Annotated in this window: 13 protein-coding genes and 1 tRNA gene; 7 read left to right on the top strand and 7 right to left on the bottom strand. The window is 70.6% G+C overall.

Going from position 1 to position 17,008, the window contains the following annotated elements; genetic code table 11:
* The first annotated feature begins 22 nt into the window (after positions 1-22).
* Positions 23-1,270 (top strand): hypothetical protein, encoded by a 1,248-nt coding sequence (locus ACQP1V_RS00755; RefSeq protein ID WP_433417724.1) that lies wholly within the window; start codon positions 23-25, stop codon positions 1,268-1,270.
* 340 nt (positions 1,271-1,610) lie between these two features.
* Here the strand turns inward: ACQP1V_RS00755 and ACQP1V_RS00750 are convergent.
* Together ACQP1V_RS00750 and ACQP1V_RS00745 are read right to left on the bottom strand one after the other, a co-directional pair.
* Positions 1,611-1,698: transfer RNA gene (locus ACQP1V_RS00750), tRNA-Ser, on the bottom strand.
* Between the two features lie 105 nt (positions 1,699-1,803).
* Positions 1,804-4,113, bottom strand: a complete 2,310-nt coding sequence (locus ACQP1V_RS00745; RefSeq protein WP_433417722.1) for an AAA family ATPase — start codon at positions 4,111-4,113, stop codon at positions 1,804-1,806.
* Positions 4,114-4,226: 113 nt separating this feature from the next.
* Here ACQP1V_RS00745 and ACQP1V_RS00740 point away from each other — a divergent pair, with 113 nt between their 5' ends.
* Together ACQP1V_RS00740 and ACQP1V_RS00735 are read left to right on the top strand one after the other, a co-directional pair.
* Positions 4,227-5,180, top strand: coding sequence for an NAD(P)H-quinone oxidoreductase (locus tag ACQP1V_RS00740; RefSeq protein ID WP_433220643.1), 954 nt, complete (start codon positions 4,227-4,229; stop codon positions 5,178-5,180).
* 62 nt (positions 5,181-5,242) lie between these two features.
* Positions 5,243-5,764 (top strand): bacterial proteasome activator family protein, encoded by a 522-nt coding sequence (locus ACQP1V_RS00735; protein ID WP_066935333.1) that lies wholly within the window; start codon positions 5,243-5,245, stop codon positions 5,762-5,764.
* A gap of 43 nt (positions 5,765-5,807) precedes the next feature.
* On the opposite strand, the gene ACQP1V_RS00730 is transcribed toward ACQP1V_RS00735, so the two are convergent.
* Positions 5,808-6,602 (bottom strand): HAD family hydrolase, encoded by a 795-nt coding sequence (locus ACQP1V_RS00730; protein WP_433417719.1) that lies wholly within the window; start codon positions 6,600-6,602, stop codon positions 5,808-5,810.
* A 239-nt stretch (positions 6,603-6,841) separates the two neighbouring features.
* Between ACQP1V_RS00730 and ACQP1V_RS00725 the strand changes: the two genes are divergently transcribed.
* From ACQP1V_RS00725 to ACQP1V_RS00715, 3 genes are all read left to right on the top strand, one after another.
* Positions 6,842-7,045, top strand: a complete 204-nt coding sequence (locus tag ACQP1V_RS00725; protein ID WP_067138340.1) for a cold-shock protein — start codon at positions 6,842-6,844, stop codon at positions 7,043-7,045.
* 175 nt (positions 7,046-7,220) lie between these two features.
* A complete protein-coding gene (locus ACQP1V_RS00720) occupies positions 7,221-7,763 on the top strand; it encodes a hypothetical protein (RefSeq protein WP_433417716.1) in 543 nt (180 codons plus the stop codon).
* Between the two features lie 93 nt (positions 7,764-7,856).
* Positions 7,857-9,299 carry a hypothetical protein gene (locus ACQP1V_RS00715; protein ID WP_433417714.1) on the top strand — a complete coding sequence of 481 codons (1,443 nt, stop codon included), beginning with the start codon at positions 7,857-7,859 and terminating at the stop codon, positions 9,297-9,299.
* Between the two features lie 57 nt (positions 9,300-9,356).
* Here ACQP1V_RS00715 and serS read toward each other — a convergent pair whose 3' ends face one another.
* From serS to ACQP1V_RS00700, 3 genes are all read right to left on the bottom strand, one after another.
* The gene (gene serS, locus ACQP1V_RS00710) at positions 9,357-10,619 is read right to left on the bottom strand and encodes a serine--tRNA ligase (RefSeq protein ID WP_387417093.1); all 1,263 of its coding nucleotides are present in this window, start codon (positions 10,617-10,619) and stop codon (positions 9,357-9,359) included.
* A gap of 134 nt (positions 10,620-10,753) precedes the next feature.
* Positions 10,754-11,674 (bottom strand): prephenate dehydratase, encoded by a 921-nt coding sequence (pheA, locus tag ACQP1V_RS00705; RefSeq protein WP_433417711.1) that lies wholly within the window; start codon positions 11,672-11,674, stop codon positions 10,754-10,756.
* A 47-nt stretch (positions 11,675-11,721) separates the two neighbouring features.
* Positions 11,722-13,029, bottom strand: a complete 1,308-nt coding sequence (locus ACQP1V_RS00700; protein WP_433417708.1) for a glycosyltransferase 87 family protein — start codon at positions 13,027-13,029, stop codon at positions 11,722-11,724.
* Between the two features lie 188 nt (positions 13,030-13,217).
* On the opposite strand from ACQP1V_RS00700, the gene ACQP1V_RS00695 reads away from it, so the two are divergent.
* Entirely contained in the window at positions 13,218-15,620 is a 2,403-nt protein-coding gene (locus tag ACQP1V_RS00695; protein ID WP_433417705.1) for a hypothetical protein, read from the top strand.
* Here the strand turns inward: ACQP1V_RS00695 and mptB are convergent.
* Positions 15,520-16,977: a polyprenol phosphomannose-dependent alpha 1,6 mannosyltransferase MptB gene (gene mptB / locus ACQP1V_RS00690; protein WP_433417703.1), complete on the bottom strand. Its 1,458-nt coding sequence runs from the start codon at positions 16,975-16,977 to the stop codon at positions 15,520-15,522. The two genes, ACQP1V_RS00695 and mptB, sit on opposite strands and share 101 nt — an antisense overlap.
* Between the last annotated feature and the right edge of the window lie 31 nt (positions 16,978-17,008).

Genomic DNA, 17,008 nt, shown 5'->3' with positions numbered 1-17,008 from the left:
CGCATACAAAGGAGTCTGCGCAATGCCCGAGGCGGTTATCAGTTATGTGGGCGAGATGCCCTACCGGCCGGGGGGTATCGAAGACCTACATCCGTTCGTGCCATGCCTTCAAGCCAAGATGGGCGACGAGCTGCTATTCAAGGTGTGGGTGCAACTGTCCTTCGAGGGCAGCATCAACGCCACTCGGCGGCTTGAAGGACAGGGACTACCGACGGACGCGGCGAATCAGGTTGTTAGCCAGGCGCTCGTCCGGTATGGAGTAGGCCGCTTAGAGCAGTTCGTCACCGAGCACCTGAGCGCTGGTAGTAGGCCCGCCGGATTTTCTGAAGTATGGCGCTTGACCACCGAGGACGTACCGCAGCTACTTGCGCTGGTTGAGCAAAAGACATGCGACTATCAAATGCGCATGCAGCGCGATCTCTTTTGCACGGCGGCGATCGCCATGGACGTATCACGGGTAGGAAGGGTCAACGGGCGCAATACCGCTCCTACCAGTAGGACTCTATGCCAAAGCTGCGCGTTGCCCGGCACCCAGATCATCTGCTCTCACCTCATGCACCCAAATGTGACGGCCCTCTTAAGTGGTGCGAGGATTTCCGAGCGCCACGTCATTAACGCTATGTGCGACAGAGGTATGAACGAGGTGCGCAACGTCGACGGGTGTCAGGCTGGGGGCCATGGATGCTGGCAACGCATAGCTGCAGTCGAGTCACTAGATGCACCGCCCGTCTCACCGCTGGAGTTGGCAGAAGCGTTCGACGTGTTGGATGCCGTCTGGCGTCTTGCATTCGATAAGAAGAAGCCGCTGCTTTCGTTGAGCACAGTAGCAACGCCGGCCGCGTTGTCCCTGTCGTGCACAACGCGAGTCGAGTTCGAGACACGCATTAGCGACTTGGCCGACCTGATCGATCGCATCAGGGTAGACGATCTCCACTTGAAGCCGCGTTCGGAAGAAGATTTAGAGAAGGACAAAGACAAGCTGAAGGCAAGCCTGAACCGCATTGAGGACTGCCTGCACTACCACCTGGAGCGCGCGCAGCATGCGGCGGTAGACAGGGCTATCAAGACTCTGCGCACGATCCGTCAGGCGCGTAACGCCGAGCAACACGGCATCACCGAAGGCGGCGGTTTGACGGCGAAACTTCGTGATCTAGGCATCTACGACGCCCCGCCAAATTGGGGCGGCGCATGGGATGCGGTGCGGGCACGGGCAGTGGAGGCGCTGACCACCCTGCGGCATGAACTGATGACATACGTCAACGCGCCATGAGGCCGAGCAATCGTTGCGGTGCAGCAACCACCCCACCCTCGGCACCGTGCAGCCGGCACGAAAAACCCTGGCCTTCTCCTCCGAGGCGCGCTCGCCCCTCGCCCCCTGACAGGTAGCTGGGGTGCTAGTGATCGCGCTTAACACAAGCCTTGGAAGTGGCCGAGGCCCCTCCCTCAATCGGGTTGGCCTGCAGAGACAAGACCAAGATCATTCCGCGTATATTCCGCGAACAGCGGCCAAGGGGTGCTCACGGTGGCGTACGGCTGCACACGACGGAAACGATCAACGGCGTCCGACCGTAGCGAAACCGCTGGTCAGACGCCGTTTTCGGAGGTGGGAGCGGAGAGCGTGGGATTCGAACCCACGAGGAGCGTCAAGCCCCTAGCGGTTTTCAAGACCGCCGCCATCGTCCACTAGGCGAGCTCTCCTGGCCGATGCCGGAGGCGTGGAACGCGCACAGGCATCAGGACATCACCATAGCCTCTCACCGCGCGCTGCGTACCCGCGACAAAAGATGATCTCTGATCATAACGTCAGATCTGATCGGGGATCTCCGAGAACTTACGCTCTGCCGGGGCCTGCGGGCCGGCGAAGCCGTCGCCCACCGCGGCCGCGAGCCGCAGGTACGCCTCGCGGGTCGGCTCCAGCAGCCGGTCCAGCTCGATCTCCGCGCCCTCCTCCAGGTGCGGGTCGTACGGCACGCGGATGACGGAACGGCAGCGGGCCGCGAAGTGCGACTCCAGCCGGTTGAGGTCCACGGCGGACTTCGACCGCGGCCGTACGCTGCACAGCACCACGGTGGCGGCCCGGACGAGCTCCTCGTAGTTGTGCGCCTCCAGCCAGTCGAGCGTGGCCGAGGCGGCCCTGGCGCCGTCCACGGAGGGGGAGCTGACCAGCACGAGCTGGTCGGCCAGGCCGAGGACGCCCGACATCGCCGAGTGAAGCAGGCCGGTCCCGCAGTCGGTGATGCAGATCGAGTAGAAGTTCTCCAGCACCTGCGCCACCGTCTGGTAGTCGCCCGCGCTGAACGCCTCGGACACGGAGGGATCCCGGTCGGAGGCCAGGATCTCCAGCCTCGACGGCGCCTGGGACGTGAATGCCCGGATGTCGACGTACCGCTTGATCTGCACCCGCTCGTTGAGGAGGTCGCGTACGGTCGCGGAGGTCTCCAGCTCGACCTTGTCCGAAAGCGTTCCGCGGTCGGGGTTGGCGTCCACGGCGATCACCCGGTCACCGCGGATCTGGGCGAGCGTCGCTCCGAGGCCGACCGTCGTGGTGGTCTTGCCGACGCCGCCCTTCAGGCTGAGCACGGCCACCCGGTGGTGGCCGGTGGCGACGGGAGTGCGGGCGCGCGCCAGCAGTTCGCGCCGCCGCCGCTCGTCAGGGGCCTCGCCGGGCTTGATCCAGCCGCCGGACGCCTTGTAGACGAACCTGCGCCATCCCCGGGTGGGAGCGGTCCTGCGCCCCTTGAGCAGGGTGCCGGGGTCCAGGCTGTCCGCGCTCGGCCTGCCCGCCGCCCGCGTCCCGCTCGTACGCCCAGCAGCGCCGAACGTGGTGACCTGCCTGCGCCGGCCCTGGCGCGGCTCCTCCGGCGCCTGGCCATCGGGGGAGGTGTCCGCCTGACGGGGTTCCTCACACGGCGGGGCGACGTCGGCCGAAGCGCTCCCCAAGGACGACACGGCCCCCGAGGACGACACAGTGCCCGAGGACGGCGCGGAGCCCGTGGAGGGCCCGGGCGCGGCGTCCTCGTACGACGAGTTGCCGGGGGCCAGATCGTCGCGCAAGGAGCCCGCGAACGGCGCGCCCCCACTCGGTACGCCCCCACTCGGTACGCCCGCGAACGGCGTGTCCCCACCCGGTACGCCCCCGAGCGGCGTGTCTCCGGCCGGTCCACCCCCGAACGGCTGGGCAGCGGACCGCTGCTCCTCACGGGTGAAGGCGTCAAACGTCTGGGTGGAGGCGAGGTCCTCGCGCAGCGAGCCGCTGAACGGCTGGTCCGGCTGCTCCTTGGCCGGGGCCTCCTCGGGGACAGGTCCGGCGAAACGCTCGGTCACCGCGCCGACGATGTCGCCGGAGAAGGGCGGCCGGCCCTCGTCTCCGGACGGCGCGGGAGCGGAGAACGTCGGCCCCGGGAACCCCGAGCTGGGGAACCCCGAGGAGTCGGCGGCCGTGTTCGTCCCCGAGGTCCCGGTGGGCACGTCGGTCTCGACCGGCACCGCAGGCTCCAGCCACCCGCGAACGGGCTCTTCCGCCTTGGGCGTCTCCGGCCGCGTCTGGGCCGGGCCGCCGAGGTCGCGCTCCTCGGCGGTGTGCTCGCCGGCCCGGAGGTCGTCCAGCCGGTGTTCCCCCGTCGGGAGCCGGAACGGCTGCGTGTGGTGTTCCTTGTACGAGGTTCCGAAGGAGCCGACGTTGAAGGAGTCGGTGTCGACGGGGGAGTCCGGGAACAGCGGCCCGCGCCCCAGGCCGGTCGGCGGCGTACCGGGGAAGCCCGGCGAGAGTGTGGCCGGCTCGGCCTCCGTCTCCGTCGGCCCGTCCGAGGTGGCGGCCGCCGGGGCGCCGTACGCGTGGTCGGTGGCGGTGCGGAGCAGCCCCTGCGGAGCGGGCTCGGACGGCACCGAGCGCCATGGGTCCTGAGGGTACGGCGACGGCACCTCCGGCTCGCCGACCGGCCCCGCGAAAGGACCGGCAGGAGGACCGGCGGGGCTCGCGGGTGCCGAGGACAGCGACGTCGAGGTCACCGCGCTGACCGCGATGTCCACCTCGTCGGGCATGTCCTTGATCGCGTCGAGCCAGGCGAGCTGATCTTCGAGAGAGTGGGGATCCTCACGATCGTGTCTTGCCACCGTGTTCCCCCTCGGGATGGGCTAAAGGGGCAGCAAACACCTTGCAGATTAGCGCCCTCTTATGCAGCGAATGTGGGCAACCGTCGAGTTCGCGGCCCCGCTACTTTGGTCGCATGCGCGCGATCGTAATTAGGGAACCCGGTGGACCCGAGGTTTTGGACTGGCAAGAAGTCCCTGATCCGGAGCCGTCGCGGGGCGAGGTGCTCATCGACGTGGCCGCATCCGCCGTCAACCGGGCGGACGTCCTCCAGCGCCAGGGGTTCTACCCCCCGCCGAAAGGCGCGTCGGAGATCCCCGGCCTGGAGTGCTCCGGCACCGTGGTCGCGGTCGGCGCCGACGTCGAGGGCATCAAACCGGGCGACGAGGTCTGCGCGCTGCTCGCCGGCGGCGGTTACGCCGAGCGCGTAGCGGTTCCCTGGCAACAGGTCATGCCTCTCCCCGAGGGCCTGTCCTTGGTGGACGCGGCGGGGCTGCCCGAAGTCGTCTGCACCGTCTGGTCGAACGTCTTCATGACCGCCCGCCTGCGCCGGAGCGAGACGCTGCTGGTCCACGGCGGCACGAGCGGCATCGGCACGATGGCGATCCAGCTCGCCAAGGCGTTCGGCTCCCGCGTGATCGCGACGGCCGGATCCCCGGAGAAGGTACGGCGGTGCCTGGAGCTCGGCGCGGACGAGGCCCTGAACTACCGTGAAGAGGATTTCTCGGCCAAGAAGGCCGATGTGATCCTCGACATCATCGGCGCCGCGTACCTGAAGAAGAACCTGGACGCGCTGGCGGTCGGCGGCCGCCTCGTCGTGATCGGCATGCAGGGCGGCCGGGTCGGCGAACTGGACCTCGGGAAGCTGCTCGCCAAGCGCGCATCCGTCTCGGCGGCGGGGCTGCGGGCCCGGCCGGTCGACGAGAAGGGCGCCATCTGCGCGGGAGTCGTGCGTGACGTCTGGCCGCTGATCGGCGCGGGCGCGATCCGGCCGGTGATCGAAGCGCGGATGCCGATGCGGGACGCCGCGGACGCGCACCGGCTGCTGGAGTCGGGTGAGCACATCGGCAAAATCCTCCTGTTCCGGTGAGTTAGGTTTGAACGCATGAGTACCGACCGAGCCCGACGCGTACGAGGAGTGATGAGCGGCCGATGAACGCAGATGAGAGCACGCCGCAGATCGTGGTCGTGGGGCCCGACGGCTTGTCCGTCGCGGGGGAGAACGGCGAGCACGAGGAGCGCTCCGTCGCCGACCTCGTGGAGCAGCCGGCGAAGGTCATGCGCATCGGAAGCATGATCCGCCAACTCCTCGAAGAGGTACGTGCCGCTCCCCTGGACGAAGCCAGCCGCAAGCGCCTCAAGGACATCCATGAAAGCTCCATCAAGGAGCTGGAGGATGGTCTCGCGCCCGAGCTCGTCGACGAGCTGGAACGGCTGTCGCTCCCGTTCACCGACGACAACGGCGCCCCGCCCTCGGACGCGGAGCTCCGGGTGGCCCACGCGCAGCTCGTCGGATGGCTTGAGGGACTCTTCCACGGCATCCAGACCACGTTGTTCGCCCAGCAGATGGCGGCGCGCGCGCAGCTTGAGCAGATGCGCCGCGCTCTGCCCGGCGGCATGTCGCAGGGTCAGGAGGACCAGCAGCACCACCGCGCCTCGGGGCCCTACCTGTAGGTCCCCGGCTCGGTCAGGTGGCAGACCCGGGGACCGTGAGCGGTCACCGGCGGTAAAGACCTTCCAAAATCCGGGCGACCCCGTCGTCGTCGTTGGCCGCCGTCACGTGATCGACGGCGGCCAGCACCTCCGGGTGGGCGTTGGCCACCGCGTACGACGTCCCTGCCCAGGCCAGCATGGGCAGGTCGTTCGGCATGTCTCCGAAGGCGACGACCTCACCCGCCGCGATCCCCAGCTCGGCGGCGAGCGCGGCGAGGGCCGACGCCTTTGTGACGCCGTGCGCGCTCATCTCGATCAACGCGCGGCCGCTGGAGTGCGTCGGGGTCACCAGATCGCCCACGAGTGAGACGGACAGCTGGTAGAGCTCGTCCGGATCCATCGTCGGGTGGTGGGCGAGCAGCTTGGCGCACGGCTGCGCGGTGAGCGCGTGTATCGCCTCCCGCCGCCCGTACACGGGGTCGTCGCCGTTCACCGCGAAGTCGGACTCGTGCGCGTAGCCACCCTCGTACTCGACGGCGAAGGCCAGCTCCGGCAGGTGCTCGCGCAGGCGCCGGACGGACTCGTCGATGACGTCGGGGTGGATCATGCGCGCCTCGACGATCCGCTCGGTGTGCAGGTCGTAGACGAGCGCGCCGTTGGCGCAGATCGACAGCCCCCGATGGCGTACGGCTCCCGCCACGCTGTGCATCCAGCGGGGCGGCCGGCCCGTGACGAAGACGAGCGTCCCGCCGGAGTCCTCCACGAGGGCGAAGGCGGCGGCGGTGCGGACGGAGACGGTCCCGTCGGCCCGCAGTGCGGTGCCGTCCAGGTCCGTCGCGACGAGGCGGGGGCTGCTCATAACAGCCTCCAGTTTGCCCGCTGTTGCACCCGAGTCCGTCCTCGGGGATGAAGACGGAGGAAATCTTCCCCCAGACGTGGAACACCCACCGGCGACATAGTGTTAGATGTGATGGCGTTGTATTAGCTGTTCCCGTAGCGAAAACCAGCTTGACTGTATGAGCCACCCGGGGAGCTGTGCGACACACCGGGGTTCACGAGGTGTGAGCCCCAAGATTCACTTCCTTAGGGAGAGCATTAATGGCTCAGGGAACCGTCAAGTGGTTCAACGCTGAGAAGGGCTTCGGCTTCATCGCACCGGACGGTGGGGAGCCGGACGTCTTCGTCCACTTCTCCGCGATCACCGGCAGCGGCTACCGCAACCTCGAGGACGGCCAGCGGGTCGAGTTCGAGGTGACCTCTGGTCCGAAGGGTCCGCAGGCGTCCAACGTCCGTGCGCTCTGATTTCTGAACACCGCTGAAGGTGGGGTCCGCGTCCTGCGGGCCCCACCTTCGCGCTTTCCCGGGCGGTCTCGGAGCCGCGCAGGCGGTTGGACAAAAGGGGCTTGCCGCAAGCAATCGCTCTTGTGATGGTGAGAGGGCACTGGCTCATCGGCACTCCCCCAGCAGAGAGCGATCCATGCGCAGAGTCCTCACAGCCGCCACCTGCCTCGTGGCGGCGTTCCTTGCGTCCCCCGCACCCGCACACGCGACGGAGGCCTCCTCCGGGGCCCACACGGCCTCCTACGCGGCCGAACGGCGGCTGCCCAAGGTGAAGGTCACCTACCCCTCGGCGATCCGCAGGGGACGGCCTGCCCGCATCACCTACAAGGTCACCCACCCCGACCAGTTCACCGACGAGGCGCTCGTCCTGCAGGCCGACTTCCCCCGCAGCATCGTGTCCAAGGTGCGGTTCGTGACCAGGCCGAAGGGCGCCAAGTGTGGCACCCAGAAGCGCAACTCGGTCGGGAACTACGCCGTCTACTGCGTGATCCGCTCGCTCAACCACTCCCGGCTGACCATGTCGTTCAATGTGTGGATCAAGACCAGTTACCGCGGGAAGTTCCGCTCGGGGCACTACTGGCGGCCGGTGACACTCGACTACGGCGGCAGCACCCGCGACTACCTGGACGAGATCACCAGGAAGGACCTCATCGGCAACGCCTGGATCAGGGTGCGCTGACGCACCACCGGGGCCGCACCGCATGACCGATTCGTCCCCCAGCCGGGACCGGTTCGTGACAACCCGGGGCGCCGGCCCCGCATCGAACCGGGCGTGACAACGCGAAGCTCCGGCCACGCGCTCGCGTGGCTCGGCCACCCGGTCACCGTACTGGCCCTGGCCGTGCTCCTTCTCAACGATCACGTTCTCAAGGGACTGTGGCCCGGCCCGGTCACCGGCAAGCTCAGCGACGTCGCCGGGCTGGTCATGGCGCCGCCGCTGGCCGCGCTGCTCCTCCGATGCCCGGCCCCGGCGGCGATCGCGCTCACCGGCACGCTCTTCACCCTGATGAAGGCCACCGCCGTGGGGGCGGAGGCGGCGTCGTGGCTGTGGTCCCTCCTCATCCCGTCACGGGTCGTGGCCGACCCGACCGACCTGATCGCGCTCCCCGCCCTCGGCCTCGCCTGGCTCGCCTGGCGGCGGGCCGCCCGGCGCCCTCCCGCACGGCTTCCGCACGCCGTCCTCGTCGTCCCGGTGGCTGTCTTCGCGGTGACCGCGACCTCGGGCGTTCCCCCGGCGCCGTCGGCCGTCTCCGTGGCTGTCAACGGCTCGGCGGTCGTCGTCGACGTCACGCCTCCGTTGGTGGACTCCCAGGCGAGGGCGTCCACCGACGGCGGCGCGACCTGGCACCCGTCGACGGGGAACCCGACCTACGCGCCGCAGAGCAGCGCCTGCGTGCCGGGGGAGCAGGCGCACTGCTACCGGGTCCGCCCCGGGCTGCTGGAGGTCGAGGAGACCACCGACGGCGGGAACACGTGGTCCACGTCCTGGGCCGTCTCCTCCGGCCGGAGGCACTGGCTGGACCGGATCTACGAGAACTCCGACCCGCAGGGGCTGCCGAGCGATCTCGCCGCCTCCCGGGCGCTCGCCGTACAGGCCGTACCCGGCGGCGCGGGCGCACACATCGTGGTCGTCGCCAACGGCCCCGACGGCGTGGCCGTACGGGACGCGTCGGGCCTGTGGCGGCGGCTGGGCTTCGCGGACGACGGCGGGTTCTCGGCGCGGGCCGCCGCGCCCCTCACCAACCCGGGGGAGCAGATCGACGACGAGCTGTGGATCGCGGTGCTGATCGCCATCGCCGTCCTGCTCCTCGGCCTCGTCGCGGACGGCTTCCTGGGACGGGCCCCGGTGGCCTTCGGGGTCGCGGGCCTGCTCCTGTGGATCGGGCTGCTCCCCTTCGCCGGGCCCCCCGTCCTGGACTGGCCCTACAGCTTGGTGGCCCGGCTCGCGGGCATCCCGCTGGCCCTGGCGGGGGGCGTGGGCGTGCTGGTGGTCTGGGCGGTCCACCAGAATCACACCGAACGGGCGGGAGGGCGGAGCGCCCTCGTCGCCGTGGCCACCTTCGCCGGGGTCTATTTCCCGTTCCTGGGGTGGAGCGCCGGCCTGCCCGACGCGTACGGCACGGCCGTCCTGCTGGCCGTGATCCTGGGCGCCACGGCGCCCGGGTGGCTGATCGCGAGACGGACCCTCCAGAAAAGGAAAGGCCCCGCCGGGTAGGCGGGGCCTTCCTCGGGCCTTTCTCAGGCCTTCCTCAGGCCTTCCTTGGGCGTTCGGCTACTTCACCGGCTCCAGGACGTCGAGCCCGACGAACGGGCGCAGCGCCTTGGGAACCACGACCGAGCCGTCCGCCTGCTGGTGGTTCTCCAGGATGGCGACGATCCAGCGGGTGGTGGCCAGGGTGCCGTTCAGGGTCGCGACGGCCTGCGGCTTGCCGTCCTCGTCGCGGTACCGCACGCGCATGCGGCGGGCCTGGAACTGGGTGCAGTTCGACGTCGAGGTGACCTCGCGGTAGCGGCCCTGGCTCGGGATCCACGCCTCGCAGTCGAACTTGCGCGCCGCCGAGGTGCCGAGGTCGCCCGCGGCCGTGTCGATCACGCGGTACGGCAGCTCGACCTTGGCCAGCATCTCCTTCTCCCAGGCGAGCAGGCGCTGGTGCTCCTCGTCCGCTTCCTCCGGGCGGCAGTAGGAGAACATCTCGACCTTGTCGAACTGGTGGACGCGGATGATGCCCCGGGTGTCCTTGCCGTACGAGCCGGCCTCGCGGCGGAAGCACGACGACCAGCCGGCGTAGCGCAGCGGCAGCGAGCCGCGCTCGAGGATCTCGTCGCCGTGGTAGGCCGCCAGCGGCACCTCGGAGGTGCCGACCAGGTAGAGGTCGTCATCGGGCAGGCGATAGATCTCCTTGTCGTGGGCGACGTGGAAACCGGTGCCCTGCATCGACTCGGGCCTGACCAGCACCGGAGTGATCATCGGGGTGAAGCCGGTCTCGATCGCCTGCTGCATCCCCATGTTGAGCAGGCCGAGCTGGAGCCGCGCGCCGACGCCGGTCAGGAAGAAGAACCGCGCGCCCGAGACCTTGGCGCCGCGCTCCATGTCGATGGCGCCGAGCATCTCGCCCAGCTCCAGGTGGTCGCGCGGGGTGAAGTCGAACGAGGGCTTCTCGCCGATCTCCTCCAGCACGACGTAGTCGTCCTCGCCGCCGGCCGGGGCCGCCGCGTCCACGATGTTGGGGACGCCCTCGATCACAACGTCGAACTCGGCGGCCGCCTTCTCGGCGTCGGCCTCGGCGGCCTTCACCTGCGCGGCGAGGTCCTTGGCGCGGTCGAGCAGCGCCTGGCGCTCGTCTCCGGAGGCTTTGGACACCGACTTGCCGATGGACTTCTGCTCGGCGCGCAGCGACTCGAAGGCCGACAGCGCACTTCGACGGCGCTCGTCGAGGGAGAGCAGCGTGTCGACGACCGAGTCGTCCTCACCGCGGGCGCGCTGCGACGCCCGGAGCCGGTCCGGGTCCTCACGAAGGGTACGCAGGTCAATCACGAAACAAAGGCTACCGAGGTACGGCTACCATATGCGCCCCGATTGTCCGATGCGGCGCGGCGTGACGCCGTGATGTCGGACGGCCCGCGCCGATCCGTCCAGGTGATCGGCGCGGGCCGTCCGGCAGGCGGGGCTCAGACCTGTCCGGAACGCATCCGGGTGAGCCAGCCGGCCGCCTCGCCGAAGTCGCCGTCGGAGGTGCCCGGCCTGATCTGCGTAACGACCCGGTCGGCCCGCGGATAGCTGCCGAGGAAGCGCAGATCGCTGCAGATCCGGTGCAGGCCGGAGAGCGCCTCGCCCACCCGGGCGTCGGCGACGTGCCCTTCGGCGTCGAAGTGGAAGAAATAGCTGCCGATGCCCTGGCCGGTCGGGCGGGACTCGATCCGGGTCAGGTTCACGCCGCGCACGGCGAACTCGTTCAGCATCTCCAGCAGCGCTCCGGCGTGGTCCTCCTTGAGGAAAGCCACCAGGGAGGTGCGGTCGGCGCCCGTCGGCTCCGGGACGTGGCCGGGCGGGGCCACCCGGACGAACCTGGTCACCGTGTCGTTGCGGTCGCCGATGTTCGACGCCGCCTCCTCAAGGCCGTACACCTCGCCCGCGATCGCGGGGCTGATCGCCGCGTCGTACGGAGAATCGGGGTTGGCCACCTCCTGCGCGGCGGCGGCGGTCGAGGCGGCCGGGATGACGACGGCGCCGGGGAGCTCGCGCTCGATGAAGTTCCGGCACTGGGTGTGGGCGGCGGGATGCGTCGTGACCCGCTTGATCTGGCGCAGCTCGGTGCCCGGGCGGACGAGCAGCGAGAACTCGACCGGCAGCAGGTACTCCGCAACGATCAGCAGCGGCTGGCCCCACGCGAACTCGTCCAGCGTCTGGATGATGCCGCCTTCGAGCGAGTTCTCCAAGGGGACCACGGCGCCGTCGGCCTGCCCGGAGCGGACCGCATCCAGCGCGGCTCCGACGTTCGCGCAGGGCAGGCGCTCAGCGTCGGGTGCGAGGGCGCGCACGGCGGCCTCGGTGAAGGTGCCCTCCGGCCCCAGGTACGCGAGCTTTGGCATAGCACAAGGTTAGCTACCTGTCACAACTGCCCACACCGAGATTTCCGCTACGGGGCAATCCGGGCGCGGCGGCGGGGGAGCCAGGAGCCGAGCAGCCACACCAGAGCGAGCGCCCCGAGACCGAACCCGTTCTGCACGATCTTGCCGAGCACCGGGCTCAGGACGGGGATCTCCAGCGCCTTGAGGGACACCCCCCACCAGGGCACGGGGACCACGTAAAAGAGCCAGACGCCCCCGGCGACCAGCAGCCGGACCCGGTCGGTCCCGGCCCCCACGAGCGCCGCCAGCACGACGACCACCCAGGCGAGGTGGTGGATCCAGGCGACGGGGGAGAGCAGCACCGCCATCAGCCCGGTCAGCGCCACGGCCGTCATCGGGTCCCCGTCCAGGTACGCGCGGCGGGCCTGGCGGAAGCCGTACCAGCCGACGGCGGCGACGGCGACCAGCCACAGTGCGGAGGTGACCGAGTCGGGCAGGTAGAGACGGATCAGCATGCCCCGGATCGACTGGTTCGTGGTGGCCGCGTTCGCGCCCAGGCGGCCGGGGTCGAGCAGCGCGGAGAACCAGAAGTCCTTGGCGTCCGAGGGGATGACCAGGAACGGCATCACGGTGAGCAGCGCCGCGGTGAACACCGCCATGAAGAAGGCCCGCCCCTGCCCTTCATCCCGCATGTACGGCTTTCGCCACGAAAATCCCGTTATAGCGAGATAGATGAGAAAAACGCCGGGAGTGAGTTTTACCGCGGTGGCCAGCCCGATGAGCATCCCGCGCGGCCACCAGGGACGGCGGGCCACGCAGTCGAGCAGGCACAACGCCACAAGGAAGAGATCGACCTGGCCGAACCGCACCTGATCCCTGATCGGCATGAGGTAGAGGCAGGCCACCACCCCGACCGCGAACGCGAGCGGCACCGCCCAGCGCGCCGCCCGGCCGAGCCACGGCACGGTGGCCGCCGCGCCGTCGTCCTCGGCTTCCGGCGGGGCCGCCCGTGGCGAGAGCGCGGGGCGGAAGCCGTACCGGACCGTCACCGCGAGAGTGGCGACGATGGCGATCGTCCACACCCATTGGGCGGTCGGCCACGAGACGGCGGCGAGCGGCGCCGCCAGCATGGCCGCGATCGGCGGATAGGTGAACGGCAGCAACTGAGGAGCCGGCGTGATCACGTCATAGAGCGGGACGCCGAGCAGCAGGCTCTGCCCGCCCGTGCGGTAGACGTCAAGATCGACGAGGCGCTGGTCGGCGGGGTTCGTCAGCCAGTACGCGACGAGCGGGATCGCGCCGCCGACGACGATCAGCGCCGCCGCCGCCCAGGCCCACAGGGCCCGTTTCGCGATGATCGTCTCGCCTGTCCTCATGTCCAGGCAGGCTACCGTGGACTTTCGCCACGGTTTGCGAAGCAGCGTGACGGGGCCCGCCGGGTGCCCGTACGCCGAGGGCCGCGTACGGCGGGGGCCGGGCGACAGCGGGGCAGGCATGGTCGGGCCGCGCGCCGGCCGGGCCTTGAGCCAGGCGACGGTGGGATCAGACGAAGTGAGGAGAGCACGTGAGGCGATTCGGGATCGGCCTTTCCCGGTCACGACCGCACGGCCGCCCGTGGCTCGCGTTTTCCGCCGCGCCGGACGGCTCCGGCTCGGCGGCGCCCCCGCAGACGTCTGAGGTCCCGTACGGCTTCCCCCGTCGCTTCGTCGCCGTGGCGGTCACGCTTCTGCTGGGCCTGCTGCTCCTGGCGCTTCCCACCCCGGCCCACGCGGAAGAGGCACGCGCCTCGGGAGAGACGCGTACGCGGACGGCCCCACTCCACACCGCGACGGGCGAAGCCTCCGGAACCGGGCGGGCGGCACCCTCCGGGCGGGTGGTGGTCATCGGGGTGCCCGGGCTGCTGTGGAGCGACCTCGACCGGCGGCGTACGCCCAACCTGTGGCGGCTGACCGGCGAGGGCAGCTCGGCGTCACTGTCCTCCCGCGTCATCCCGCCCGGCGGCCGCAACGTGACCTGCCCCGTCAGCGGCTGGCTGACAGTCTCGGCGGGCCAGCGGGCCGGGACCGCGGGGAATGACTGCGCGGCCACGCCGGTCCCCCAGGCGGGCCCCGACGGCTCGGCGACGATCCCCGGCTGGGACGAGTTCGCCGCCTACCAGCGGACCCAGTCGTACGGCGGGCGGATCGGGCTGCTGGGGCAGACGATCGTCGCCGCGGGCGGGAAGGTCGCCGCCATCGGTCCGGGCGCGGCCCTCGGCGCCGCCGACACATCCGGAAAAGTCCAGAAATATGCCGCCACACTCAACGAGCTGCCCGACCTGACCCCGTACACCGCCGTGTTCGCGGAAGCAGGCGAGATCGCCGAGGCAGCCGTCGCGCGACGCGCCGCGGGCCCCCCGGGCACAACGCCCTCCGATCTCACCGGCACCGCACGCGACTCGGCCGTCGTGGCGGCCGACCAGACCGTCGGCGACATCCTCGGGCGCGTCCCTTCCGGCTCCGTCGTCCTCGTCGCCGGGCTCGCCGACTCGGGCATCGGCTCGCTCGACCCGCACCTGCACGTCGCCATCGCGGGCGGCGCCCCCCACGCCACCGCCGGCGCCTCTGCGACGACCGGCGCCTCGCCGTACGGACGCGGATACCTGACCGCGACCTCCACCCGGCAGGACGCCCTGGTCACGATCACCGACCTGACCGCGACCATCCTGGCGACGGCCGGACTCGATGTGCCGCAGGGAGTGGTGGGCCGGGCCTGGCAGCGTGGCGGCGACGCCCCCGAGGACACGGCCGAGATCGTCGCGGAGCTGGCCGACGCCGACCTGGCCTCCCAGGTGCTCAGGGACGTCAGGCAGCCGTTCTTCGTCGCGCTCGTCGCCATCCAGGTGCTGTTCTACGGCCTCGCCGCCTTCGTGATCAGGCGGCGCCGGCGGATGCTGACCACCACCCAGGTGGTGGCCGTGGTCAGCGGCGCGATCCCGATCTCGACGTTCCTGGCGCAGCTCGTGCCGTGGTGGCACATGGCGTACCCCATGCCCGCCCTGATCGCGACGATCCTCGGGTTCGCCGGGGTCATCGCGGCACTCGCGTTCGCCGGGCCGTGGCGCGAGCACGTGGCCGGCCCGCTGACGGTGGTCGCCGCGGTCAGCTCGCTCGCGCTCCTCGCCGACGTCATGACGGGCTCGACACTCCAGGTGAACGCGGTCACCGGATACGAGCCGGTGACCGGCGGCCGCTTCTACGGCTTCGGCAACATGCCCTTCGCGATCTTCGCGACGGGCACGATCCTGGCCCTCGCCGGGCTCGCCCACGTCGTCAAGCCACGGTTCCTCCTGCTCGCGTACGGGGTGCTCGCGATCGTGGCGGACGGCTGGCCGAGCTGGGGGGCCGACTTCGGCGGCGTACCCGCGTTCGTCGTCGGGTTCGCCGTCTTCGCGCTCATGCTGTACGGCCTGCGGGTGTCGTTCGTCCGGCTGGTCGCCATCGGCGCGGCGGGAGCCGTGCTGATCGCGGCCATCGCGCTGTTCGACTGGCTCCGCCCGGCGGACCGGCGGACGCATCTGGGCGCGTTCGTCCAGCAGGTCGCCGACGGCGAGGGCCTCGAGGTCGTGGGCCGCAAGTTCGGAGCGATGCTCAACACGCTCGGCAACACCGAGCTGACCGTGCTCTCGGTCGTCGCGATCGCGTTCCTGTTCCTGGTGCTGGCCCGCCCGTCGCGCTGGGGCGCCCCGGCGCTCACCCTCGCCTACAGCAGGGCCCCGGCGCTGCGGGCAGGGCTGTTCGGCGCGCTGGCCGCCACCATGACCGGCTTCCTGATCAACGACTCGGGGATCGCGATCCCGGCCATGGCGCTCACCGTCGCGGTGCCGCTCACGCTCGCCGCGTCCGTGCGCGCGCTCCAGCTCGCGCCGCCCACCACACCAGGGCGACCGTCAGCGCCAGCAGCAGCCACGGCACCACCTGCGTCCTGACGACCGTCACCAGCCAGCTCAGGTCGGGCGGCTGGTCGAGCTGCCTGGCCGGCAGATAGGCCGCCGACAGCAGGGCCATCCGTCCCACCACGAACCAGTCCAGCGTCGAGGCCGGGACCATCGCCAGCAGCGCGAGCGCGAGCCCGTCGTACCACGGCAGCGCGTACGGCGTGGCGAACAGCCAGGCCACCACGACGGCCAGCGCCACCAGGCGAGCCTCGCCCGCGCCGCTCTCCGGCACACCCGGGGGAGACCCGACCCGGCCCGCCGCACCGGCGCGCAGCAGCAACCAGGAGAGCACGACCATGAGGAGCAGCGACCCGGTCTGGATCCAGGCGCGGTAGGCGCCGTCGTCGAACACGGCCTGGAGCGCCCGCTGCACCAGCTTCCAGGGAGTGGCGAACGACACCGACTTGCTCGCGTTCAGCACCTGGTCGAGCGCGTGCGGCCCGGCCAGCCAGTACGCCACCGCCACGGTCAGGGTGGCCGAGCCCGCGATCAGCAGCAGCCGGCGCGGATCGCGCCGATGTCGCCAGGCGGGCCCGAGCGCGACCAGGCCGACGGTCACCTTGACCGCGATGCCGAGCCCGAGGAGCACCCCCGACTCCACGATCAGGGCGGCGACCACGAACGCCACGGCCAGTGTGTCCACATGCATCCCCGCGGCCAGCTGGTAGACGACGAGCGGGTTCACCGCCCACAGCAGCGCGGCGCGGCGCTGCCGCCCGGGGTCGCCGCGGGTGACCCGGTGCAGCAGCAGCGCGGTGGCGACGAACGCGGCGGCATTGACCAGGGTCAGCACGAAGACCGTCAGCCGCACCGAATCGCCGCCGACCCAGCTGGCGAGGGCCTGCACCCCCGTCGCCACCGGGCCGTAGACGCTCGGTGTGTTGCGCCACTCCTCCACCGCCCCGGCCACCGGGTCGTGCGGCACCGCCGACGGCACGGTGACGTACGGATCGAGGCCGAGGACGGCGATCCGCCCGTAGGCGGCGTAGTTCAGGTGGTCGGCCGACCCGACCGGCGGTAGGAACGCCAGCACGCCCGCCGCCAGGCACCCGGCCGCGACCAGCAGGCGGGTGCGGCGGACATCGGGAGCGGCGTGACGGCGAAGGCCGTAGAGCCCGGCGACGAGCCCGATCGCGCCGCCCACGACGGCGACCGCCGCGAGCGCCACGACGAGATGCCCGTCGGGCCGCAGGTCAAGGGAGTACGGCGGCTGCCGGCCGGGGCCCGGAAGCGGTGGGACCATCGCCGAGGGGCCGAGAGCGGCGATGACGATCGTCAGCAGGATCGCCCCGGCGACGAAGGCCGGCGCGATCAGCGTGGCGGACCACCGCGCGCTCTCCCGATTCACCCCCGAATTTCATCACAGCCGAGGCAGATTC

The sequence above is a fragment of the Microtetraspora malaysiensis genome (assembly GCF_050947145.1).
Taxonomy (GTDB): Bacteria; Actinomycetota; Actinomycetes; order Streptosporangiales; family Streptosporangiaceae; genus Microtetraspora_A; species Microtetraspora_A malaysiensis.
Note: the sequence above shows the minus strand (reverse complement) of the source record. Positions and strands in the feature narration are given on the sequence as shown.